This window comes from Paenibacillus peoriae (assembly GCF_022531965.1).
GTDB classification, from domain to species: domain Bacteria; phylum Bacillota; class Bacilli; order Paenibacillales; family Paenibacillaceae; genus Paenibacillus; species Paenibacillus polymyxa_D.
Window position 1 is genome coordinate 3,076,004 of the sequence record NZ_CP092831.1, and the last position, 23,621, is coordinate 3,099,624.

At 43.5% G+C, this 23,621-nt stretch carries 24 protein-coding genes; 5 read left to right on the forward strand and 19 right to left on the reverse strand.

All coding sequences use genetic code 11. The features are described from left to right. Nucleotides 1-6 precede the first annotated feature (6 nt). The 7 genes from MLD56_RS13320 to MLD56_RS13350 all read right to left on the reverse strand — a co-directional run bounded on the left by MLD56_RS13320 (nt 7) and on the right by MLD56_RS13350 (nt 7,005). Nucleotides 7-1,014: an ABC transporter substrate-binding protein gene (locus MLD56_RS13320; protein WP_029517486.1), complete on the reverse strand. Its 1,008-nt coding sequence runs from the start codon at nt 1,012-1,014 to the stop codon at nt 7-9. 218 nt (nt 1,015-1,232) lie between these two features. Continuing rightward, on the reverse strand, nt 1,233-2,153 hold the full coding sequence (gene rbsB, locus MLD56_RS13325) for a ribose ABC transporter substrate-binding protein RbsB (RefSeq protein ID WP_025720638.1): 921 nt from the start codon (nt 2,151-2,153) through the stop codon (nt 1,233-1,235). 34 nt (nt 2,154-2,187) lie between these two features. Next, on the reverse strand, nt 2,188-3,156 hold the full coding sequence (locus MLD56_RS13330; RefSeq protein WP_013310465.1) for an ABC transporter permease subunit: 969 nt from the start codon (nt 3,154-3,156) through the stop codon (nt 2,188-2,190). Between the two features lies 1 nt (nt 3,157). Then, a complete protein-coding gene (locus tag MLD56_RS13335; protein WP_029517485.1) occupies nt 3,158-4,639 on the reverse strand; it encodes a sugar ABC transporter ATP-binding protein in 1,482 nt (493 codons plus the stop codon). Between the two features lie 30 nt (nt 4,640-4,669). Further along, nucleotides 4,670-5,104, reverse strand: coding sequence for a D-ribose pyranase (gene rbsD, locus MLD56_RS13340; protein ID WP_029517484.1), 435 nt, complete (start codon nt 5,102-5,104; stop codon nt 4,670-4,672). 1 nt (nt 5,105) lies between these two features. After that, nucleotides 5,106-5,984, reverse strand: a complete 879-nt coding sequence (gene rbsK / locus MLD56_RS13345) for a ribokinase (RefSeq protein ID WP_029517483.1) — start codon at nt 5,982-5,984, stop codon at nt 5,106-5,108. After that, entirely contained in the window at nt 5,977-7,005 is a 1,029-nt protein-coding gene (locus tag MLD56_RS13350; protein WP_029517482.1) for a LacI family DNA-binding transcriptional regulator, read from the reverse strand. The genes rbsK and MLD56_RS13350 overlap by 8 nt, the downstream gene beginning before the upstream one ends. 212 nt (nt 7,006-7,217) lie before the next feature. On the opposite strand from MLD56_RS13350, the gene MLD56_RS13355 reads away from it, so the two are divergent. Beyond that, nucleotides 7,218-7,946, forward strand: a complete 729-nt coding sequence (locus MLD56_RS13355) for a DsbA family oxidoreductase (RefSeq protein ID WP_029517481.1) — start codon at nt 7,218-7,220, stop codon at nt 7,944-7,946. Between the two features lie 94 nt (nt 7,947-8,040). On the opposite strand, the gene MLD56_RS13360 is transcribed toward MLD56_RS13355, so the two are convergent. Beyond that, nucleotides 8,041-8,829 carry an SDR family oxidoreductase gene (locus tag MLD56_RS13360; RefSeq protein WP_029517480.1) on the reverse strand — a complete coding sequence of 263 codons (789 nt, stop codon included), beginning with the start codon at nt 8,827-8,829 and terminating at the stop codon, nt 8,041-8,043. Nucleotides 8,830-9,032: 203 nt separating this feature from the next. Then, nucleotides 9,033-10,034, reverse strand: a complete 1,002-nt coding sequence (locus MLD56_RS13365; protein ID WP_029517479.1) for a copper amine oxidase N-terminal domain-containing protein — start codon at nt 10,032-10,034, stop codon at nt 9,033-9,035. A 251-nt stretch (nt 10,035-10,285) separates the two neighbouring features. Here MLD56_RS13365 and MLD56_RS13370 point away from each other — a divergent pair, with 251 nt between their 5' ends. Further along, nucleotides 10,286-11,203 (forward strand): AEC family transporter, encoded by a 918-nt coding sequence (locus MLD56_RS13370; RefSeq protein ID WP_029517478.1) that lies wholly within the window; start codon nt 10,286-10,288, stop codon nt 11,201-11,203. Between the two features lie 340 nt (nt 11,204-11,543). Here MLD56_RS13370 and MLD56_RS13375 read toward each other — a convergent pair whose 3' ends face one another. The 3 genes from MLD56_RS13375 to MLD56_RS13385 form a co-directional block, all read right to left on the reverse strand. Next, complete coding sequence (locus MLD56_RS13375) at nt 11,544-14,615, reverse strand: cellulose binding domain-containing protein (protein ID WP_029517477.1); 3,072 nt, start codon at nt 14,613-14,615, stop codon at nt 11,544-11,546. A gap of 448 nt (nt 14,616-15,063) precedes the next feature. Then, nucleotides 15,064-16,236: a M20 metallopeptidase family protein gene (locus MLD56_RS13380; protein ID WP_029517476.1), complete on the reverse strand. Its 1,173-nt coding sequence runs from the start codon at nt 16,234-16,236 to the stop codon at nt 15,064-15,066. A 169-nt stretch (nt 16,237-16,405) separates the two neighbouring features. After that, nucleotides 16,406-16,915 carry a GNAT family N-acetyltransferase gene (locus MLD56_RS13385; RefSeq protein WP_029517475.1) on the reverse strand — a complete coding sequence of 170 codons (510 nt, stop codon included), beginning with the start codon at nt 16,913-16,915 and terminating at the stop codon, nt 16,406-16,408. A gap of 116 nt (nt 16,916-17,031) precedes the next feature. Here MLD56_RS13385 and xerS point away from each other — a divergent pair, with 116 nt between their 5' ends. Beyond that, nucleotides 17,032-18,132, forward strand: coding sequence for a tyrosine recombinase XerS (xerS, locus tag MLD56_RS13390; RefSeq protein ID WP_029517474.1), 1,101 nt, complete (start codon nt 17,032-17,034; stop codon nt 18,130-18,132). Between the two features lie 4 nt (nt 18,133-18,136). Here the strand turns inward: xerS and mobB are convergent, their stop codons facing one another. The 3 genes from mobB to MLD56_RS13405 form a co-directional block, all read right to left on the reverse strand. Beyond that, nucleotides 18,137-18,685, reverse strand: a complete 549-nt coding sequence (gene mobB, locus MLD56_RS13395) for a molybdopterin-guanine dinucleotide biosynthesis protein B (RefSeq protein WP_029517473.1) — start codon at nt 18,683-18,685, stop codon at nt 18,137-18,139. Continuing rightward, a complete protein-coding gene (locus MLD56_RS13400; protein WP_029517472.1) occupies nt 18,682-19,959 on the reverse strand; it encodes a molybdopterin molybdotransferase MoeA in 1,278 nt (425 codons plus the stop codon). Before MLD56_RS13400 ends, mobB begins: the two co-directional genes overlap by 4 nt. A 195-nt stretch (nt 19,960-20,154) precedes the next feature. Further along, nucleotides 20,155-20,394, reverse strand: a complete 240-nt coding sequence (locus MLD56_RS13405) for a helix-turn-helix domain-containing protein (RefSeq protein ID WP_029517471.1) — start codon at nt 20,392-20,394, stop codon at nt 20,155-20,157. An 88-nt stretch (nt 20,395-20,482) separates the two neighbouring features. Between MLD56_RS13405 and MLD56_RS13410 the strand changes: the two genes are divergently transcribed. Then, nucleotides 20,483-20,698, forward strand: a complete 216-nt coding sequence (locus tag MLD56_RS13410) for a helix-turn-helix transcriptional regulator (RefSeq protein WP_016820733.1) — start codon at nt 20,483-20,485, stop codon at nt 20,696-20,698. A gap of 269 nt (nt 20,699-20,967) precedes the next feature. Here the strand turns inward: MLD56_RS13410 and MLD56_RS13415 are convergent, their stop codons facing one another. From MLD56_RS13415 to MLD56_RS13425, 4 genes are read right to left on the reverse strand one after another with little or no spacing between them, the layout of a single operon-like run. After that, nucleotides 20,968-21,702: a hypothetical protein gene (locus MLD56_RS13415; RefSeq protein ID WP_029517470.1), complete on the reverse strand. Its 735-nt coding sequence runs from the start codon at nt 21,700-21,702 to the stop codon at nt 20,968-20,970. Nucleotides 21,703-21,707: 5 nt separating this feature from the next. Beyond that, on the reverse strand, nt 21,708-21,839 hold the full coding sequence (locus tag MLD56_RS26000) for a hypothetical protein (RefSeq protein WP_256026089.1): 132 nt from the start codon (nt 21,837-21,839) through the stop codon (nt 21,708-21,710). Beyond that, the gene (locus MLD56_RS13420; protein WP_029517469.1) at nt 21,812-22,360 is read right to left on the reverse strand and encodes an accessory gene regulator ArgB-like protein; all 549 of its coding nucleotides are present in this window, start codon (nt 22,358-22,360) and stop codon (nt 21,812-21,814) included. The genes MLD56_RS26000 and MLD56_RS13420 overlap by 28 nt, the downstream gene beginning before the upstream one ends. Next, complete coding sequence (locus tag MLD56_RS13425) at nt 22,311-23,024, reverse strand: hypothetical protein (protein WP_029517468.1); 714 nt, start codon at nt 23,022-23,024, stop codon at nt 22,311-22,313. Before MLD56_RS13425 ends, MLD56_RS13420 begins: the two co-directional genes overlap by 50 nt. 265 nt (nt 23,025-23,289) lie before the next feature. On the opposite strand from MLD56_RS13425, the gene MLD56_RS13430 reads away from it, so the two are divergent. Further along, nucleotides 23,290-23,517, forward strand: a complete 228-nt coding sequence (locus tag MLD56_RS13430) for a helix-turn-helix transcriptional regulator (RefSeq protein WP_029517467.1) — start codon at nt 23,290-23,292, stop codon at nt 23,515-23,517. The last annotated feature ends 104 nt before the right edge of the window (nt 23,518-23,621 follow it).

Genomic DNA, 23,621 nt, shown 5'->3' on the forward strand with positions numbered 1-23,621 from the left:
AACTGATCACTTCGGATCAACGGAAAACATTTTAACGGCCTCATCCAGCGATTGGTCAACGGCTAGCGGTGAGTACGTAAACCACGGATCGGCTTTGATGAAATACACTTTGTGGTTCTTGACAGCCGGGAGATTTCTCCACAGTGCACTTTGCTCAATTTGCTTAAGCATTCCGTCCTTGCTCGCTTCATCATAAACCAGCATAATAATTCGGTCTCCTGACAATTCAGGCAGCTTTTCCATTGAAATAACATCATAAACATAATTAAATCTCGGGTCCTTCGCCAGCTTCTGGCGTATGTACTCAGGAGGATTCAATTCCAGTGAACGGTAAATGACATGTCCTACATTTCGCGCCCCATATACTCTGAGCACATCCTTACCGTAGGTCATATAAATGGTGACCGTTTCATCATTTTTGAATTTTCCAGCCAGCTTCTTTCGACCTTCTTCAGCCTTTTTGTTGAAACTAGCGATCCACTGCTCGGCTTCCTTCTCCTTACCCAGCACAGCTGCGACATCCCGCAGTTGCTTAAATACATCCCCATCTCCAAACGATACGGCTACCGTAGGAGCAATTTTCTTCAGCTGCTCTTTCACTTCTGGAGGGGTATCTTCTGTTGCTATGATCAGGTCAGGTTGTAGCTCCAGTACCTTTTCAACATTCGTCGGGTTCCCAATATCAGCAATCCCGTCAATTTTTCCTTTTAAATAGTCGTCTTCTAACACATGAGAAGCAGCCCCTACAGGCTTAACACCTAAAGTTAGCATCGCATCCAAATATTGAGTCGTGACGACTCGCTGCGGACTTGAAGGGATACTGATCTTATTGCCGGTAGCATCAGTATATTCGCGCATGACAACCGTTTTGGATTGCCCGGAAGGATCATTAGTGCTGGTCTTGTCGTTTGCCCGGTTGTTGCTAACTGCGTTTCCACATGCACTCAATACAACCATCAAAAGAACCACAAGACAAAGCATGGATTCCCATTTTAATCTGTACCTTTGTTGCACAATATACGTCCTCCTTAGATATAAACAATCATAATATGATAGTGATTCTCATTATCATACAATTGTTATTCTATCTATTACCGTCTCTTCTTACAATACAAAAATAAAAAACTTCCATTTATGTGTATGTATCGTCATCGTAGAATAGCCAAAAAAAAGAACTGATGCGCATTACAGCATCAGTCCGAATAGCTTAATATGTGGGTCAAGCGCCCTTTTTATTTCGATTGATCCACTAACTCCAGCTTAGCGGGAATGGATGTTTTCACGGTTTTACCTTGAAGTACATCCTTAGCTGCCTGCACCGCCAATTGACCAATAAGCTCGGGTTGCTGAGCTACAGTCGCTGTCAGTTTTCCTTCCTTAATTGATTTAAGCGCATCCTCGTTACCGTCAAAACCGATGACTGGAATGTTTTTACCTGAGCTTTGGATTGCTTCGATCGCACCCAACGCCATTTCATCATTGTGGGCAAATACTGCCTGAACGTCCGGGTTGCCTTGCAGCAGATTTTCCATCACGTTCAAACCTTTCGTCCGATCAAAATCGGCCGATTGTTTAGCTATGACTTTCAGATCCTTATCTGCTACTTCATGGAAGCCTTTCCCACGTTCACGGGTAGCGGATGCTCCTGGAACACCTTCCAGCTCGATCACTTTGGCACCTTTTCCAACTTGATCAATCACATATCTGGCAGCCATTCGTCCTCCCTCTACGTTGTCTGAAGCAACAAGTGCTTTTACGTCTCCTTTGTCAGCAGAACGGTCCAGTGTAATAACCGGGATGTTCAATGCATTCGCTGATTGTACCACTGTGGAGATGGCCGACGAATCTGTCGGATTTATAAGTAACGCGTTTACTCCCTGTTGAATCAGATCATCCACGTCATTACTTTGCTTCGCCGAATCATTTTGTGCATCCACAACAATAACCTGCATTCCTTGTTTTTTGGCCTCTGCCACAACTCCGTCTTTGAGAGAGACGAAGAATGGATTATTCAGCGTTGAGATCGATAAGCCGATTTTGATGTCCTTCAGGTTCGCGGCCGCTTTAGGTTTCGCCCATTCGGGCGGTTCCAAGGAACACCCTGTCATGAGCAGGAGCAGCAAGGCAGTCATGATTAATGTAAGCTTTTTCATATTTATGTGTCTCCTTCTACGCAAATTAGGTGTATTATGCGGATTTTTTACGGTCAATCAATACAGCAATAGCGATGACGATCCCTTTTACCACCATTTGATAAAAAGAGTTAACCCCCAACAAGTTCAAGCCATTGTTTAGCGTACCGATGATAAGCACACCAATTAATGTACCTACGATTCGTCCGCGTCCTCCTGAGAGACTTGTTCCACCTAATACGACAGCCGCAATGGCGTCCAATTCATAAGAAGTACCTGCTGTCGGTTGCGCCGAGTTCAAACGCGAAGTCAAGATAGCTCCCGCCAATGCAGAGAGCATTCCAGCCAGAGAGTAAATCCAAATTTTTACACGCGGTACTTTAATACCAGATACAATCGAAGCCTTCTCATTACCACCAATGGCATACGTTTTACGTCCGAAGGGTGTTTTATGCAAAATGATCCACAGGACAGCAAAGGTAATGAGCATCGTAATCGCTGGAACCGGAATACCGAACTGATAGCCACGTCCGAACAATTGAAATACCAGACTGTCTCCGAGTCCTGTAATAGGGTTACCGTTGGTATAAACGAGTGTCAATCCTCTGAAAATAGTCATGGTTGCTAGTGTAGCGATAAACGGAGCCATTTTACCTTTTGTAATCATCAAGCCGTTGACCATCCCCATCACGCCACCCAATGCACAACCGATGATAATCGCCAAAATAGGATCGAACCCGGCCAGCATCATATTTGCGACAAACGCACTGGATAGTGCTAATATGGAGCCGACTGACAAATCAATTCCGCCTGTGAGAATAACGAAGGTCATACCGAACGCAATCAACGCATTAATGGATACCTGGCGCAATAAATTCAAAATATTAAGCGGTTCCAAAAAGCTGGGATTTAAGACCGATACGATAATCACCAAAATAATGAGTCCCAACAACGGGCCAAGCTTCTGTGTGATTTGTGACATTTGAAAGCCTTTGCTGCTTTTTGATTCATTCATAGTTGTCATATCACTGTCCTCCTGTAGCTAGCGTCATAATATTTTCTTGTGTGGCTTCTTCCCTGCTCAGCTCTCCGCTGATCTTTCCCTCGTGCACCACGACAATACGATCGCTCATGCCGAGTACCTCAGGGAGTTCCGAGGATACCATGATAATCGCGACTCCACGTTCGGTCAGCTCGTTCATCAACTGGTAGATTTCCCGCTTGGCTCCCACATCCACACCTCTCGTCGGTTCGTCAAGAATGAGTACATTTGGACCAATACCTACCCATTTGGCAATAACCACCTTTTGCTGATTACCACCTGACAAACTGCGAACCGTTGTTTCACCCGATTGGGTTTTAATTTGTAAGCGCTTAATTAAAGTGTTAACAAAATCCAACTCTTTTTTACCTGAAATAAATCCTTTTGAGGTAAAGCTGAAGAGATTTGGCAGCACCATATTTTCCCGAATGGAAAAATCCAGAACCAAGCCCTCATCTTTTCGGTCTTCTGTAATGAAGCCAATCCCTAGTTTCACCGCGTCATCCGGCTTGCGAATAGTCACCTTTTTTCCACGTACATGGATCTCACCACGATCCAAAGCATCCAGTCCAAATAACGCCCTCATGATCTCGGTTCGTCCCGAGCCCATCAAGCCTGAAAAACCTACAATTTCACCAGACCGCACAGTAAAATTCACATTTTCAAACAAGCCTTTATGCGTGGCATTTTTGACCTCCAGCACCACTTCTCCCAAAGCGGGCGTTCTTACCGGATAGCGTTCAGTCAGCTCTCTACCTACCATTTTCCGTACAACTTCATCAAAATTCGTATCGGGAATCGCCTGAGTATCCACCGTTTTCCCGTCACGCATGATGGTAATCCGATCACAGATCGCGAATATTTCCTCCATCCGATGTGAAATATACACGATCGAAACACCATCTTTTTTCAAAGAAGTAATAACCTCGAACAGCTTCTGAATTTCACGTTCGGTTAAGGCGGCTGTCGGCTCATCCATCACGATAACTTTAGCATCCGTCATGAGTGCTTTGGCTATTTCAATCATCTGCTGTTGACCCACTGAACACTCGCCTGCTTCACCGTTCAATGGAAGGTTTACCGAAAGCTTGCTGAATTGCTCATTTGCTAACGCTTTCATTTTAGAGCTGTCTAGTAAGCCCCATTTGGATGTCATTTCCTTGCCGATAAACAGATTTTCCAGCACGGTCATCTCCGGCCACACATTCAGTTCCTGGTGAATAAAAGCAATTCCTTTTTGCTCCGCTTCTTTGGGGTCGGCAAAATAGGTTTCCTGGCCGTCAATGATGATCGTTCCCTCATCTCGCCGATGCAGTCCGATTAAAATATTCATCAGCGTTGATTTTCCTGCACCATTTTCACCCATGAGGGCATGTACTTCTCCTTCACGAAGATCAAAGTCAACACCACTTAATACCTGATTGGTTCCAAAGGCTTTGTGAATTCCTTTCATTTGAATCTGCATGCTGTACCCTCCTTTTTATTCAACATTGATTTATCCAAAATGAACTCCTGCCTGCAAAATACAATTGGCAAATGGCTTAGCCTCTCCTGTACGAATGACCGCCTTCGCATAACGGGTCAGCTCCTTGAATTGTTCATGAGAGCAAAACTCAATGACGGCAGCCTGCTTATTAATCTGTGGATGTCCTAATTTCTCCCCTGCAAAGGTGCGCACAATATATTGTAATGCTTGTTCATTTTCTTGTTTGATTTCTTCGGCCAGCGTTACTTTTTCGATCACCATATCTGATGCAATGACATCTACGACGTCCTGAAAGGAGGGAACACCCAGTTTAAGGGCCAAATCTATTTTGGTAACGCCTTCAGGAACAGGTAAGCCGGCATCAGCCACGACAATATAGTCTGTGTGGCCGAGATCCGACAGTATTTTGGATATATGACTGTTTAGGATTCCATGTTTCTTCATATTATATTTGCTCCTCCACTTCACGACGAGTTGGCATTCCACCTTGGGCTCCAAATTTGGTAACGGACAATGACGCAGCACGATTAGCAAATTTCACACTGTCTGCCAGCGATTTTCCTTCAGCTAATGCCACTGCAAAAGCAGCGTTAAACGTATCTCCTGCACCTGTTGTATCAACGGCTTCTACTTTATAAGTAGGGACCAAGACTTCCTGTTCTCCGTCGAAGAACCGTACACCGTTGCTGCCCTCAGTCACAAACAGCTTGTTGGGATATTTGCGCAGCGCTTCTTGAAGGCTCATATCCTTAAACATTATGGCAGCTTCATGCTCATTAGGCGTAATGTAGGTCGCATTCGCAATTACGCTGTCATCCACCTCACGAGCCGGAGCTGGATTCAGCAACAAGGGAACCTGATACTTCGCACAAATTTCGCTTACATAAACAACCGTTTCCGACGGTATTTCCTGTTGAATTAACACAATGTCCGAACTTCGAATGACGTCAAGCGCTTCTTCCACATAGGCGGGTGTCACTTCATTATTTGCTGCTTTTACCACGACAATACTGTTATCACCTTCAGCTAGTACAATATGCGCTGTACCACTTTCCATATGTGTAACCGGTTTCACATAGCCAGTATGAACATGATTTTCTTCAAAATTACTTAAAATCTGGTCCCCAAAATGGTCATCCCCTACTCGTCCAATCATCGTAACGTCGGCTCCGAGTCGTGCTGCGGCTACTGCCTGATTGGCTCCTTTACCTCCAGGTACGGTTGTGAAGCTTTCACCCAATACCGTTTCACCAGCACCGGGACGTTTGGACGAAGTAACTACGAGATCCATAGAACTGCTTCCGATAATCGAAATTTTAGCCATCATTATCCACCCTTCTCGTTGTATCCCGTTCTATAAATTTGACGGGCAATTGTATGCTTGAATAGGTAAGTACTTTCGAATGAAGATTAGGTACACTTGACTTCGTTACTTGCGACTGCTCAATCAACTGAATGAGTAGTCCTGCTGCTTCCCAGCCCATTTCATAAGCAGGCTGTCGGATCGTTGACAAAGGCGGGAATAACAAACTACTTAATGGTATATCATCAAACCCGATAATTTGAACATCATCCGGGATTTTCTTTCCTAATCTATGTGCCTCATGCATCACCGCTGTAGCCACGATATCATTACTTGCGATAACTCCGTCCGTATCGGGATACTTGCTAAACAGCTCTTTGGCCCACGACTCGGCCTCCTTGAACGAAAAGGACGTTGTCTCGACCACATGGTAAGCAATTCCGGATTGCTGAAGCTCTTCAACCGCCCCGCGAAAACGATCTTGTGCTGGACGAATATGTGCAGGGCCCTGCATGACTGTAATTTGCTTGCTGCCGCGTGCAACCATTTCTTGAGCAGCCAAGCAACCGCCATGGGCTCCATCTGCATATACGGAGAGGCTGTCACTGGAAGTTCGATCGAGAAAAACGACCGGGATCTTCAGTTTGGCGTAACAATCGGCATCGGGATCATTGGTAGAAGAAATAACACCAACGACATTATTTTGAACAAAAGTATCCATGTAATCCAATTCTTTTTGGCGATCTTCATCACTATTACCGAAAATAATCCGAAAGTCATTTTCCTGCATTCGATCCTCCACCCCACGAGCTAACAAGGGAAAGTAAGGGTTCGTAATATCCGGCAGCAAAAGACCGATTAATCTAGATTTCTTTTTATACAAAGAACGTGCAACTTCATTAGGCTTGTAATTTAACTGCTTCACAGCAGCCTCAACCTTTCGCCGTGTATCCTCATGCACATATCCAGTTTCATTGATAACTCTGGAAACGGTTGCTACGGAAACCCCTGCAAAGCTGGCGACTTCTTTAATTGTTGTCATAGTGTAGGTTCAACTCCAATGTGTAACCGGTTACACATATAAAATATCACAGCATTAATTTTTTGACAAGCATTAATTATTTGCACGTTAAATCCTTTAGCTTTATAATTCTTATTGTAACTAGTGAAGTTCCACCTTTATACACATTCTAAAGTGAGGAGCAATGCTCCCGGTTACACAATAAAATACGTATACATGGAGGCTTATCCCTGATGAATATTGAAGTTTGGTCTGATTATATGTGTCCGTTCTGTTATATTGGTAAACGCCGTTTGGAGCAAGTGTTACAGAAATTTCCACATCACGATGAGGTGCAATTGACATTTAAGAGTTTCGAATTGAACCCGGGTGCTGTGAGAGATAGTGGTAAAACGATCAATGAAGAACTAGCCGCTAAATATGGGGTCAGTCTGCAAGAGGCTCAGGCTATGAATGATCGAATGAACGAAAATGCACGCTCTGCGGGTCTTGAGTATAATATTCATGCCATGGTGCCGACAAACTCTCTTGATGCTCACCGCTTAACACTTTGGGCTCAAACACAAGGCAAAATGCTGGAGCTGAGCGAGCGCTTATTCCATGCTGTTTTCATCGAAGGCAAGCATACAGGGGATCATGAAGTGCTGGCAGCGCTGGCTACTGAAGTTGGTCTAGATCAAAAGGAAGCGGCTGCTATATTAGCCAGTGACCGTTTTACCGACGAAGTTAGAGCTGATGAAGCCGAAGGCGCTGAGTTGGGTGTTCAGGGTGTACCATTCTTTGTATTTGATCGAAAATTTGCCGTTTCTGGTGCCCAGCCGGAGGAAGTATTTCATGACGCACTTCAAAAAGCATGGGATGAACGCTCACCTTTCACTATGATAAGTGGCAGCTCGTCCAAACAGGATGCAGGTGGTGTATGTACGGATGAGGGTTGTGAACTTCCAGGCCGCGAGAGCTGAACAGTCCTTGAATGAACATTTCCAACTCCCTAAATAAATTTTAAAAAAGCGTGCCAGCCCCCTATTAAACCTGAGGCTGGCACGCTTCTTTATTTTATAACGATTTAATCATTCCGCCATCCACAAGGATGGTGCTCCCTGTCAAATAGGATGAAGCTGAAGACGCCAGAAAAGCAACAACTTTACCGAACTCTTCAGGCTCTCCATACCGCCCCAATGGAATGCCCTCTTCTGCTTGTTTTCGAACCTGATCCGTCGTTTGCTGGGTTTTCTCAGCTCGATGCTCGTCCAAGCTACGCACGCGATCGGTTGCAATTCTCCCCGGTGCTACAGTATGTACCAGAATATTATGAGGAGCCAATTCCAGAGACAATGTTTTCGCCAATCCAGCGACTCCAGTACGTAGCGTATTTGAAATGATTAGTCCCGGAATTGGCTGCTTAACTGAGGAAGAAGCAATATTTAATATCCTACCGCTTTGTTGTTTTTTCATATAGGGTAACACCTCACGGATCAACCGGATATGACTAAGTAAATTTTGTTCAAAGGCCTGCATCCACACTTCATCAGTAAAATCATCAAAGGTACCTGCAGGAGGCCCACCCGCATTGTTAACCAAAATATCAACGGTGCCAAACAAATCAGCTGTACGGCGGATGGCCTGGGAGATATCTTCTGGTTTTGTTACATCGCAAACTACATATTCAACGCGGCCACTCGCTGTTTCCAGTAATTCCGCCTGCGTCCGCTGAAGCTCTGCTTCGTTCCGTCCTGAAATGATGACATTCGCACCCTCGCGTGCCAGCTCCCGTGCGCTTGCCTTGCCGAGTCCTTTACTGGAACCTGCAACAAAGGCTGCTTTTCCCGTTAATCCTAAATCCATCTATAACACTCCCTTTTGTCAGTGTTCTCTATTTAATTGTACACATGACCAGCACATAATGCGAATAGCTTGGTAGTATCATGAAGGCTATCTATCCTCTCACCATTAAAAAGAATACGGAATCATTCATTGCAAGGTAAAACAAAAAGGCCTGACATTTAGTCAGGGGCCCTTTTTGTTTACAAAATATTTGTTACAGCACGTTATGATGTTGATGCAGGTGTTGTTGGCTGCTCGTATACAACAACGGACTGGCTCTCAGGCTCCCATTTAACATTTGTCCCCAAGGCCTCTCCGATTACCCTTACAGGTACCATTGTCGTCCCATCCACTATGGATGCTGGCTGCTCGATAGAATACGGCTGACCGTTAATATATGCTTTCGGACTGTTAACAAATAATTTGACGGACACGCCGTTACGGGTGACAGTAACAGCCTTTTCTTTCGGATCCCAGGAAACCTTTGCATCCAAAGCTTCGGAAGCTGTTCTAAACGGAACAAGTGTGGTCCCATTGCGGTTAATCGGTTTGGCGTCGTATTCTTCACCATTCACGAACAGCTTCATACCCGACGGCCGTCCGGCCTTCTTCGAGAATTCACCCAGCTTTTTGTAGCTGTCCAGATCGGACACATTAGCCAGTACCGCCTCCTCCTGCATGTAAACGGCATCTGTCACATTTCCGTTTTCAGCCAGTAGCTCAGCTGCCTCAGTCAGTGCTTTACCAGAATTCCGGATCAATTCAAGTTCAGCAACCTGCTCCGAAGTCAAACGGTCCGGGTATTTCGTAAGCAGCAGATTCGCAATAACCGCTCCTGCCGGCTTATCCTTCGTATTTTCTACCGCGTGAAGCAGACCCTTGTAACCGTTGCGTCCCTTGTGACCATTATGGTCTTTGGACCCCCCGTATGTATCATCCGTTACTGCAACAGGTTCAGTTTTTCTGATTTCTGCGTGTTTGTCTTTTTTACTGTTTTCATCCTTTTTACCGGATGCTTTGTCCTTTTGTTTTTTGGACTGATCATTGTCTGAGTCATGGGGATTGATTAGCTCTTCCCCGCTCTTTTCATTCCCGTCTTTAACAGACGTCTTTGCTTCCTGTTTGTTCCCCTGATCATTTCCGCGTCCCTGCTTGGCTTCAGCGGTTCCCGCTGCCAATCCCAAGACCAGTATACACGCTAGTAAAGCTGTCCAAGTGTTTTTCATGATGCGATTCCTCCTTATAGTAAACACCGGGCTCAATCGTCCCTAGATGTATTAACGGTTTCTCTAAGCTGATTTTTTATCTTTTTTTATTTAATGTGTGAGACACCACTATAGCTGCAGTCCAGATTACCAAAACCACTATAAAATTTTATTATACGCCTAACCTATTTACACAGTATAATGAGAAAATGCCCATGCATTTATAAGAAACAGCCTTTACATTCGCATAATAGAAAGAAGATGAAACAGACATGTTCGGCACCATTCTTTTGGACGTTGTTTTACCTATTTTTGTACTTATCGGTTTTGGTTGTATCATGCAATATTATTTTCGACTGGATTTGTATACCTTAGCTAAAATCAATTTTTATTATATCACCCCCGCAGTTGTGTTTACGGGTCTATATCACTCGGAAATTTCTTTAATGCTCATGGGTGAGGTTTCACTTTTTTATGCCTTGTACATAGCTATTCTGTACGTAATCAGTACTACCGTCGCCAGATCGCTGAAATACAGCCCTGGAATGCGTGGAGCTTTTACAAACAGTGTAATGCTAGATAATTCAGGAAATTATGGTCTACCAATCAATCAGTTGGTGTTCAAAGGTGATCCGCTAGCCATTTCCGTTCAGGCTCTGATTATGACCTTTCAAAGCTTTGTTACATTTACATACGGTACTTTTGTTGTACAGAACGGTAAGGCTAACACTCGAAAAATTTTAATTAATTTTTTGAAAATGCCTGTACCTTATGCACTTGCACTAGGTTTGCTCCTAAATCTGTTGCATAGTCCGTTGCCTAATTTACTGGCTGAACCTTTGAATTATATTAGTCAGTCGATGGTTGCCGTGGCTCTGCTTACTTTGGGAGCACAAATTGTGCAATATCCCTTTCGCTTGCGCCGTACAGCCGTGTACATCAGTATGGTACTACGCCTGATTGCTGGTCCAATAGTCGGTTTTCTGCTTGTCTTGCTGCTGGGTCTTAAGGGGATTCCCGCTCAAGCCTTGCTCATTGCATCGGGTATGCCTACCGGAGTTAATACAAGTATTTTGGCGGAAGAATATAAAAATGAACCCGATTTTGCCGCACAAACAGTATTACTTTCAACGATTATGAATGTCATTACGATGACACTGTTAATTTCAGTATCCCGGCATCTTGTTTGAGGTGTATGATAATATAAAAAATGGATTAGAGACGCTTTTTGTCTAAGGACAGGAGCGTTTCTTTTTCGAGATAAAAGAACATACGTTCCTGTCGGTGCTTCTTTTTTCTACTTAAGGTGGTGTGTTTGTTTTATTGAGATCGTATGCGAGAAAGATTTTTTTCTATTGTTAATTTTTCATATAATGAAATAATTATATTATCTAATTTGAATCTCTATTAGTTGCTGTTTTCAACTTGTCGTTGCTTTTTCCTAAAAAAAGAATGCGGGACAACAAGGTCATCAAAATAAAGCCAGCTCACTCATTAGAGTGGCTGACTTAGGATTATCCTTATTAAGGTTTAGGGCTCAATTCCCCATTGCTTGCTTCCAGACAGATAAGCGGTTATTTTAGCAGAATCTTGTAAACTGTTTGCTGTAGGATTAAATGAATAATCATCGGTCTGTGTGTAACTGCTCCAGTCCTCTTTGGATATCCGGGTTTGCAAATCCACACTTTGACCAGGCTCTAAAGAACCCGCAGCCGATTTAAACCCAATTTCTGCATAAGAGTCTGCCCCTGGCTTCGCATTGGATAATGTTTTGAAGCTAGCAATCACATTCCCTGTACCGACGCTCGACCAATCCGTGAAGAAATTTTGTGTTTTCTCCCCGTTAATGGTGTAATAATAACGCAATGTCACATCTGCTAGGGAAATGGATGAGGTTCCCGTATTGGTTATTTTAAATTTGGAACTGATTGTATTACTTGTGGTGGATACATTCCCATTGAAGGTTTGCACCTTCAGAACGCCCTCGCCTGTTCCCGGCTCACTTGGCGTATCCCCTTTCACCGTAATCGTAAACAACACATCATTGCCTGTACTAAAATGGAAGTTTAGTGCTGTCTCTCCTTTAGGAAGTTTAGATAAATACTTGTTGGTAAGAACGACTGTTTCCTCACTAAGCGTATAATCTTCACCTTTGTTCAACACCACACTCCCCTGCTTGATCGCTTCTAGCGTATTGCCGTTAAGTGTTAGCTTGACAGTAATATCTGTATTGTTGTTATTCACTCCATAGGTTGCAGTCGTTGGTGTAATACTTGCTTGCCCGGTAGATGGCTGATCACCACCCACACGATCTGCCACCAGAATGCCGCGCCCATTCGTTCCCAGATAAGCACGTCCATAAACCCGTGGGTCCCCAATAATTTTGGTCACTCGAGCATATTGATGTTTGTCATCATTAATGCGCGCCCAGTTTGCACCAGCATCGTCCGATCGGTAAAATCCACGTGTACCATCCATTTTACCAACGATAAATACCGCTGCATTCGTGCGGTTCGGCGCTGCCTTACCAAAGCCTACAAAATCCGCTTCCTGCACATTAGAGAGCTTGGTGAACGTAGCGGCGGAATCGTTGGAATGCCATAAGCCATATGGACCTCCATCCTCGGAGCCTCCGGCGAACCACACATCTCCTTCTGCTCCTCGTACAGCATCAATATCAGCATTGCCTGCTGTCGGTAAGCCAGTTACCGCTGAAGGCGTAAAGGATACGCCACCATTGGTGCTCACATATATTTTCCCGGAGGCAAATGCGTAATATTTATTAGGGTTCACTCGGTCAGAGACGATCTTTGCATTCGCTGGAATCCCTGTGCTTGCTGTCCATGAGTTGCCACCAGTTTTGGAGTGAAACACACCTTTGTCTGATGTACTCCACAGCAAGCCATTACCATCAGCCGCTACGGCGATACTGCCTCCTCCTGCTGTACCTGAAGGCTCGCTATTTGCTTTATACCAGTTGGCTCCGCCATCATTGGAAAAACCGATGGATTTGGCATTTGGATCTTTTTTGTAATCTGCTTTACCTACCCGGGCCATAAAGGAAGGGTTCAGTTCGGCATAATCAATGCTTTCGCTGCTTGTAAAGGTCGGATTATCCAGCATTTTAGCTGGAGCCTTAAATAAATCGTCATGTCTGAATCCAGAGACATCACCTACTGCGCTCACCAAAGGCGCACCGGTTGGAGGGCTCACCAGGTCCAAAATCGCCGTTTCCTCTACCCCTTTAGCGGCTACTGAAATATCCAGCTTTCCGCCTTTATCCCAATTGGTTAGATTTTTAGAGCCATAAATCGTAGCTCCGGTGCCGTACAACATATGGTCTGAATTAAATGGATCTATCTCCAGATCACCGATCATCCACCCCAGCTTGGGCGATACTTCCGGTGGAGCCGGGTTGGCATTGAAAGTCAGCCAAGGTGCACCGCTTATATCCAGATTATATTTCAGCTTGCGAGACGGATAACCATCAAATTCCCAAATAGGACTCCAGGTTGCCCCACTGTCCGTGCTGCGGTAAATCGTTTCATCCGGCCACCAGGCATTCAACGTAGCAACCATAAGTGTACCTGGCTTCTGGGCATCCACCGTCAGTCCACCATATCCAAAATGATTGTCCGCGCTACTGCTACCTATGGGGCTAATGTTAGTCCACTGCCCGCTGGCTGTATTCAATTTCCACAGTTCACCCTTTGTTCCGTCATATGGACCGGCTCCATCGCTATAAGAAATATATAGATTGCCGTCCGTTGATAACACACCGTGATGTGGCAAATAGCCCGTAGGCTGTCCCGCTATAGCAGACCAGGTTGTCCCGCCATCTGTACTGCGATAGACACTTTGCTTTTTATCTGCTACACCTACATAGATCGTCTGCGTTGCTTTACTCGAAGAGCCTGTTTTTTTGTCAAAGGTGATCCAGGCTAAACCGACAATGTCGCTGGTATATTCATTGGAAGGGTCCTGTACATACGTCCCTGGATTTGGGAAACTGCTCACCTTGCTCCAAGTTGCTCCAAAATCAGAGCTTTTCCATAGTCCATTACCACTTCGAGCTCCAAAGAACAAAATATTATTCCTATTTGGATCAATCGTCAGACGTTCCCCCATCGAGCGCCCCGGCATATTGCCCCCCACCTTAAAAGGAAGCTTGGTCGTCTGCCACGTATTGCCCCTGTCGGTGGAACGCATAATTTGCCCGTTTTGTTTATCCCATGAATTAGTATACGTACCTGTAGCTATATATACACGGTTTGGATCAACAGGATCAGTTGCTAGTGCATCGACACCATTTTTGTTCCAATCCTCCCAGCCCACAGAATCCGTCAGCGGAATCCAGCTCTCATTGGCAGCATTCCACCGGTAAGCCCCTCCAATATCTGTACGTGCATAGATCAGGTCTTTTTCCGTTTCATTAAAAATAATGCCAGGTACAAAACCACCACCTCCACCCGTAACGACACTTTTCCAACTGTAATCGTCACTTGAAGCAGCATGAGTCGGCGCTATCATTCCTGTCCAGGAAGCACCCGCTACCACAAGCGCCAAACAAGCAATCTTCAACCTGTTTTTTGCCTTAGTCAATGAATTCAACCTCCTTCTTCATAATCATTTGAATATACGAATTCGTTCCTATCGTTATCGTTGCTTCTCACAATTCTGACAAATGTTCTCTTAGACTCACCCCCATTCATCCCAATAAATATAGTGCAACACCCAATTTGTTAGCGCTTACACTGTTGTCATGCTCAATAGATTCGTCATCTTTTTTTCATTTCCTTGTACGAAAAATCAAGATCATGCGATATTATCTCCTGCTCCGCAGCTTATAGTATGAGGTTTAGACTTCCTTCAGAGTTAACACCTTTTATTTATTTCTATTATGAATTTTTCACATAGTGAATTAATTACTTTATTTTCATTCTTTATGGGTGTCAAAATACTTGGATTTACAACAAAAAAACCGCGCTATGCGCGGTTCCAGCTTCCGTTACTTCCGTTAATACTGGCTTTAGTCATAAACAAATGCATATTATTGCAAGTATTCAAGCGCCAGAGCTAAAAAAATATGCCCTGAGACGAGCAATGCCCGCTCATCAAAATCAAAGTGAGGATGGTGATGAGCAAAATGCGTTCGTTCATCCTCATTACGGGCACCTACATGAATGAAGGCTCCCGGTCGTTGCTCCAAATAATAGGCAAAATCCTCTGCTCCCATGACCGGCTTCAAATCCAAAAAAGCGTCTGCTCCATACAGTCTGCCGATGAGCTCGCGTACACGTTCCGTTTCGACTTCGGCATTCACCAAAGAAGGATAGCCATTCAAATAGTCCATTTCGTATCCGGCATGATAAGCCTCAGTCAACCCCTTGACGATACTGCGAATTTCATTCTCGACTTCCTTACGCACTTCCTTATTAAACGTACGTACAGTCCCTTCAATTTTGGCCTTATCTGCAATCACATTAAAGGCAGTTCCAGCTTGAAATACCCCAATCGTTAACACTGCTGATTCAATAGGGTCCACCCTGCGACTAACCACCTGCTGCAACCCGTTCACAATTTGACTGCCGATAACAATAGAGTCTACCGTCTGGTGCGGTCGTGCGCCATGCCCGCCTTTACCGTTGATCTGGATCGTAAACGCGTCGACAGCCGCCATCGCAGGCCCACTCTTTAATCCAATTTTACCAAAAGGAATTTCAGACGCGAGGTGAATACCGTATACCGCCTCTACCCCTTCCAGACAGCCATCCTCAATCATAAACTTGGCTCCGCCAGGCGGTTTTTCTTCTGCATGTTGAAAAATAAACACAATCTTTCCCTTCAGCGCCTCACGGTTATGGCTCAACACGCGTGCCACTCCAAGTAATGCAGCCGTGTGACCATCATGCCCGCAGGCATGCATAACACCCGGAACGGTCGATTTATAAGGCACTTCCTTTTCATCCTGAATAGGAAGTGCATCAAAATCAGCACGAAATGCAATCGTTCTACCTGGCTGACCGCCTTCTAAAAACCCGAGCACACCGTTTCCACCCACATTCGTTCTTACCTCAATACCAAAAGAGCGCAATTGATCGGCGATAAAAGCAGATGTATTCGTTTCTTCAAAAGAAAGCTCGGGATGCTGATGTAGATGTCTTCTCCACGCAATCAGCTCTTGTTCACCATCTTTTAATTCCTGAACCCATTTTTCTAGCATAATACCCTCTTTTCCTATTGAATTTATATGCTTCTATCCTTATCTTACCATGAACAGCCTGTAGAATGTAGCTCTCTTATCATAGAAGACTTGAATTTACAACAAAAAAGAGCCGATAGGATACTCTCCCCAACTCTTTTTCATTACTAACTTATCTATTTAGAATTTTTCAGGTATTGAAAAACTGACTAATGTTTCCTCTTACGGGATGTGTCTGTTCCCTGTACTCACCTTTCGTATAGCTTCCAATCACCTTACGCCAAAAGGATTGTGCCGGCCTATTCGTACTCATCTGGGTCACCTTCCAGCGTCCGTTAAAACGTCCAAACAGCTCATGAGCCGCCCAAGTCCCAACCCCATTATGCCGATAAGGACGAAGTACAAAGAACTCAGCCATGTAGTAGTCAGCTTCTCGATTGCTGGACATTCGGTCAACGAGTGCAAAGCCCACAGGAACATCCTGTCTCCAAATCAGAAAAGGCAACTTCTGTTCGCCGCTCGTCCAATATTGATACAAGTCTGGATAAGCCGGGAATGTCCCCTTCTCAGTGACATCAATTCGCAGATAGGCTGTAAAATCGTATAAATAAAATTGCATGAGCTGTACAATAATGTCCTTTTGCGACTCCGGTACACTCTTAATAGACAGCTTCAGTTCCGATTTGATATTATACCCCATACTTTCACCTCTCTTGGCGGTTCAATCCGTTCTTTAACTTCGAATTACATCCCATCCAGTGCTGTTCAAAATATGCTAAAATACATATATATTATGACCGGACGAGGTGGAACCCAATGAATATACAAAAGATCATCGACCGGCGCAAACTAGATGAAAAAATGCCGGGATTACCATGGTACGTGCAGCAATTTATGGATTATAAGCTGCCCGACCTGTCCCCTTCCACACTACTAGAATATGTGCGGGATTACGAAGCTTTCTTTTCATGGCTTCGCTCGGAAGGCTTGTCTGCCGGAGAAACGAATGCCCAAGTTACACTTGAAGAGTTGGAGACACTTCACATGGACAGTATTACAGGCTTTCGATTATTTCTGTCTACTAAGCTCGAAGGCTCCAACTCCCGTATAACCATTTCACGTAAGCTGTCGTCTCTGCGTTCGCTTTTTCATTATTTAAGTCAGATCGCTGAGGATGAAAATTTTTATCCATTGCTCAAACGCAACATTATGGCCAAGGTCGAAATCAAGCGTATACATAAACCCAAGGATACGGCGGCCAAGCTTAAAGGTAAAATACTGGAAGAGGAAGAATTGCTTGAATTCATCGGTTATATTTATGAAGGCTATGGTCAGGATTTGGCCGATAATAAGCAGGCGCTATACTCCTATGAACTAAATAAGGAACGGGATGCCTGCATCGCCAGCCTCATTTTGAACTCAGGCCTGCGCGTATCTGAAATCGTCAATCTGAATCTGGATGATTTAGACATAAACAATAAATTATTATATGTGTATCGCAAAGGCAATAACGACGAAACCTTTAAAACGCCGGTGTATTTCCGCGAGCAATCCAAAGATGATCTCGTACTTTATTTGTCCCTGAGACATACCCGTTACCGCGCTCCAAAAAAAGAAAAGGCTCTCTTTGTCACACGTCCTAACGGGAGTACAGAAGGCAAACGGATGACCAAAAGAGCGATTCAGGCAATGATCATAAAGTACGCCAAGCGTTTCGGTAAGCCTTACCTTACCGTGCATAAGCTTCGTCATTCCTTTGCTACTGATTATTATTTACAAAATGATATTTACAAAACAAAGGAACAACTGGGGCACGCTTCGACAGAAACAACAGAAGTGTATGCCCACCTGACTGACAAAACCATGTCCCAGGCGATCGAACGGCGGGTAGAGACTCTAAGCGACTCAGCCGATTGATGTCTCACCCCTGCTTATTCCTCATTCCTTCTATCTGCTTTTGAATCTGTTCGAGTAGCCAGCGGCCTGCGGGTCCGTTGGCCTCAGCAGGAAATATTTGTATCATTTCATCTGAGTAGTGATGTTGAGCCCAATCCATTTGATGCTCCCAAACCGCTACCCCCTGTACATTTGTCAGCTTATCGGTAAGCTGAGCATCCGATTGTTCCTTAACCATGACCAGCTTCGGATAATCCTCCTGCTTGAAGCCTTCCAGCAACACACAATCATAGGCCTGAAAATGCCGTATCAGACTGGTGACAGGCTGACTATTCTCCTCTAAAATAGCTGTTCTTCCAGCCGAAACAATAGCTACGCCTTCAGCACCCGCCTGTCGGTGCTTATACGTATCAGTACCCTCATGATCCATTTCAAATTCATGTCCATCATGCTTGATCACTGCTACGCGTAGACCTGACTTCTGCACATAACGAATTAACCCTCCGAGAAAGGTCGTTTTCCCCGTATTTTTGAATCCGACGATTTGACATACAAATGGATGTTTCGTATTCACGTTACCTGTCCACCTTGTAATACCAGTACTCGCACCTCTTCACCTTTGCGTAATCCTTCTGTTGTAGGAGGAATCACGATCAGACAGTCGCTGTCCTTAATGGTCACCATGACACTAGATTCATCTGCTCGCGCAGGAATCGCGTATACTTGTCCACCACGTATCTCCAAAGAGCTGCGTACAAAGCGTGTATAGTTGTTTACCTTCGTATAATCTGCGCCTAACTTCGCCGTCCAGGTTTGTAAATATGGATGTGCCGAAGATAACATCATTTGGATCGTCGGCCGTACAAACAGCTCACAGCCTACAAAGCACGCACCGGGGTTGCCTGAAAGCGCAAATAACAGCTTGCCGTCAATCACTGCGGCTGTGGTCACACTTCCTGGACGCATCGTAACTTTGTTGAACAGCATATTCACATCTTCCTGTCGTACCAGGTCACCCATAATATCAAAATCCCCCACCGATACTCCTCCACTCGTGACCACGATATCATAGGCAGCTATGGCTTCACGTACAGAGGTACGGGCAAGACTCAAATCATCATGAATGGCTTGTAAAATGAACGGCTCTCCTCCTGCCTCTCTGATTTGAGAAGCCAGCATATATGTATTACTGTTTCGAATTTTTCCCGGTTGTAACGGCTCATCCACTGCGAGCAATTCTGACCCTGTGGAAAAGACAGCCACCCTTGGCTTCCTGTAAACAGGCACCCGATGTACACCAAAAGTAGCCAGTACTGAGACATGCCCCGCTCCCACGCAAGTTCCCTTACTGAGCAAAAGCTGACCTTCCTTAATCTCATGACCAATTTGTGTCACATTTTTGCCAACTTCCATACGCTTCTTTAAGCCAACATATGTCTGTCCATTTTCCTCACGCAGCTGTGTCGCCTCCAGCATAACCACCGTGTCCGCTCCTTCAGGTAGTTGTGCTCCTGTCATGATGCGGGCTGCCATTCCCGTCTCCACCCGCTTGTCCGATACAGTGCCACAAGGAATTTCATCAATCACGTGTAGCCAGATTTCCTGACCGGTCGAACAGACTTCAGTGTCCGAGGCAAGGATCGCATAGCCGTCCATACCAGAACGACGAAAGCGGGGATACGGATGTGGCGCAGTCAAATCCATCGCCAGATAGCGACCATGTGCTTGCTCAAGCCCTACGTCCTCCCTTTCACCCTGTTTAACATGACTAGCTATCCTGCTTTGTGCCTCTTCCACCTGAACTGCTTTACGCTGGAATTTTTCTGCGTTTAATGATGTATGATTCATATTCTCACTCCGTTCTTCTTAAATGTCCTCTTTCTGTTATAACGCTAAAACCGTTATCTGGCAAATCCAAACGGTATTTATTGAATTGCTCCAAGTCTTTATCCGCCAAAAAACAGCCTGGATATCATATCGCGGCTGTTTTTGGTAGATTTCAGTTTTTAATTTTGCGTATCATCCGGTCATTTCTCTATTTTATTAGTTTATATTAATTTTTCCGAAATAGATTGAATCTATTGAAACCTCATATAACGAGGACATTTGCTGTGCTCGAGCTATTGTTAAATCGGATGAATCTTCCTCTATATGTTTTAATTCATTCATTGACATACCAAGTATATTGCAAGCTATTAACTCACTATATCCTGAAGCGAGTCGTGCCATCTTTATTGTATAAAAGCTAGTGCAAGTTACATTTTCATTTTTATCTGCAACCATCCAATCAACTCCACAATATAATTGATAAAAAAGTAATTTACCTGTATACTCTGAACGAAACACTTTTCCCCTGTTAGGAGCAAGTAAGGTGCAAAAACTTACTCGGGGGAAATGCCTTTTGAAAGAGGAACTCAAATCTCATGGACGCACTCAATCATGGCTCGCCCGACGAACTGGATATTCGCGGCAACAAATATCCAACTGGATCGCGGGACGTGACAAAATGTCATTCGAGGCGGCAGTCCTCATTTCTAGGATATTGGAGTGTAAAGCTGAGGACTTATATGAGTGGGAACTTGCCTGACAAACAGGCATTTCCTTCGGGGCATTTGTACATGCCGGCATTTACAATATATATCCCGCTTTCACCCTCCTTTTCTTATATGTAGATTGTTTTCACCTTTATTTAAAAGATTGTTATTTTTTTCATAATCAATTTTATCACATGGAAAATGATTAAAAACGGGAAATATGTCGAATTAAATCGAACCCGTCCGGCTTATCCTAGTCTAACTGATTATTGACTTATTCATTTAAATCTGGTAACAAAAATGACCCCTGAATTTTCATAGGTCATTTCCACAGTTTTTTAAGCGCTTTAAGTTTATTATGAGACATCGAGCAAGTGAAGTCAGATCCTTCGAATCGTACCAGCCCTCCAAATGCGTTAGACTCAATTTCACAAACCAAGTCAAGATTTATCAGGGTATCTTTATAAGCTGGATATAGATACGGAAAAGCTTCCCTGCAAGCCTGTGCGGTTAGCCCGATTGTATAAGAACGATCTCCAGAGTTGAAACGCGGGACATAATAATTTTTTTTAGGTTCCCACATATCCACACTATGCATATTCATTACCTTAAAAAAACCGCTCACTGCTGCCTTACCCACTACCTTAATTTCCGATCCGAAAATATAACGAAATTCTCTATCGGCATTCATTGCATCTGCATATATTTGTCTCCATCGAGATAAATTTGCTGAATTTATACTTTCTTTAATGTCTTGATTTTTAAAAACAACCTGCCCCCCTCCATAATCTCCCGTAATGATCTTGTCCACTTGTGTGATGTTAACCAAATTAGATCCGTCCAAATTGCAAAAAGTGGGTAAGCCTACGGAACATTCATGGAGGGTGGTGGGAACTGTAAATCTTCCATGAGAAGTATGAAAAAGCGGAATGTGATAATTGCTTTTAGGCTTCCACAATTCAATCGCAACTAGGTGATTCTCACAAAAAAAAGAGCAATCTCCAAGTGAATTGTCATCAAGCAATGGAGTGGCTAGGATTCGCTTTCCCTCTTCCATTAAATTCAGTTCTTTTCTGTTTTCTTCAGCTCAGCTGGTACAGGTTTAGCGCCAAAAATTGTTTTTTCTTTTTTCGTAGACTCGTTAGCGTATTTACCAAGGCTTATACTTAAAGCTCTCGCCAATTTCTTATCCATTTTCGCTCACCTCCTTTCCATAAAGGAAGAATACTGAATGCTTGTATAATTAAAGCTAAACATATTATGTGAGATTGTATAAAAAAATTTAATATGCAAACTAAAATACATATCGTTTTATAATATTTGTGATGTTTGGTCTTATTAATATAGATAAAATGATTGGGAGCATATAGTACAAACACTAATAATGAACAAGCGTTAATTATCAAAATCGTTGCTAAACTTAAAGAGACAAAAGGTATAGTTACACATATGGCCGTTGTAAAGAAGACACAAAGTGTAAGGTTGCTGAAGTGTACCCCTCCTGAAAATCTCCTTACAAACATGATCGTAGCCAGAGCTAGTAATGCCCCCCAAAAATGTCCTGTTATCCATCCTATAACTGCGACCATGAGCACTGCTGAAATTTCGGTAATTTTTATACCAATCGCATACTCCATCACTTCAACACTTGTGGGTCCATCAGGATCAGCTTTCTTTATTTCTGATGCGATGTGCCTCGATAGCGTTTCTAGCATCCTCGTAATCTCCTTTCTCTGATAAGAAGTACGATATTCCAAAAGTTAGTAATGAGATGGAAAGTAATCCTATCGTATTGGAGTTATAGAGCATATACAAAGTAACAAAAATAGTGACAAATGATATTAGGGACCCTATAATGAACATTTTATTTAGAGATGCTAGGTAATTTTCACCTTTCAAAAAATCATGTGGGGGTTGAATGATAAATGAGAATCCAAAGTTATATTTACCCATCACAAAAGAAATAAAGTACGCAGTAAGGATGGAAGACAACTGTATAACGTATATAGAAGAGCCAGCTGTATCACTTATAACACCTGGCTGTGCTACTCCGAAAAAGTTTGCAAATATATATACAAATAGCTGTAGGTTAATGTAAGCTGTAAGACCGGAACCAGCAGAAAAAGCCGCAAGATATGTTTTGATCCCTAAACCAAATCTTAAAAAGAGAACCATTAACAAATACTGAAGCGGAAAATCTAATTTAGGCATGCCTATTACTTCTCTCATGAGAAAGGAAAACAAAGTTATGCCAATTGCATAGAGAAGTATTTTTCTTCGATTTTCCCACACGGGGAGCATATAAATCTTCAAGACCAAAGTAACTGCCGCTAAAGCATCGAAAAAACCAAGTAAAATATATAAAAAAGCAGATAACACAGTTACACCATCCTCCTATTTCGCCTGATGTAATTGTATATTTTACTAATAGATGTGGCAATGAAATAATCTAGTAAATTGGATTTTTTTGTATAAATATGAGGTGAATTTTCTTCCCCTGGCTTTCTTCTTCAAACTCGACACCCATTTATACTAACAAAAAAAGTCACCCCAAGTGAGCGACGTTGCTTTTGCTAATGTATTATGTTGGTTTTTTTTCGATATCAAGGTTATAATCTACTTAATTTGGGGTGGAGGGATTATAGTGGCTTTAAGTGACAATTTTAAAAAATTACGTATAAAATATCATTTGACTCAACAAGAACTTGCTGAGATCGCTGGGGTTACCAATAAAGCAATTTCAGCTTGGGAGAGCGGACTTTCTGAACCACGGATGGGTGCTATAGAAAAGATAGCTCGTCATTTCCATATCAAAAAAAGCAACATTATTGAAGACGATGGTATTGAACACATAAGCTCTGATCAAGTGTAGGTCAAAATAGACGGCAATAAAATCGAAGCAAAGGAGCACCGTTCAATTCACTTTAGGTTATATCAAACTACAAAAAAGGAACTGTGCAACAGCTCCACAGTTCC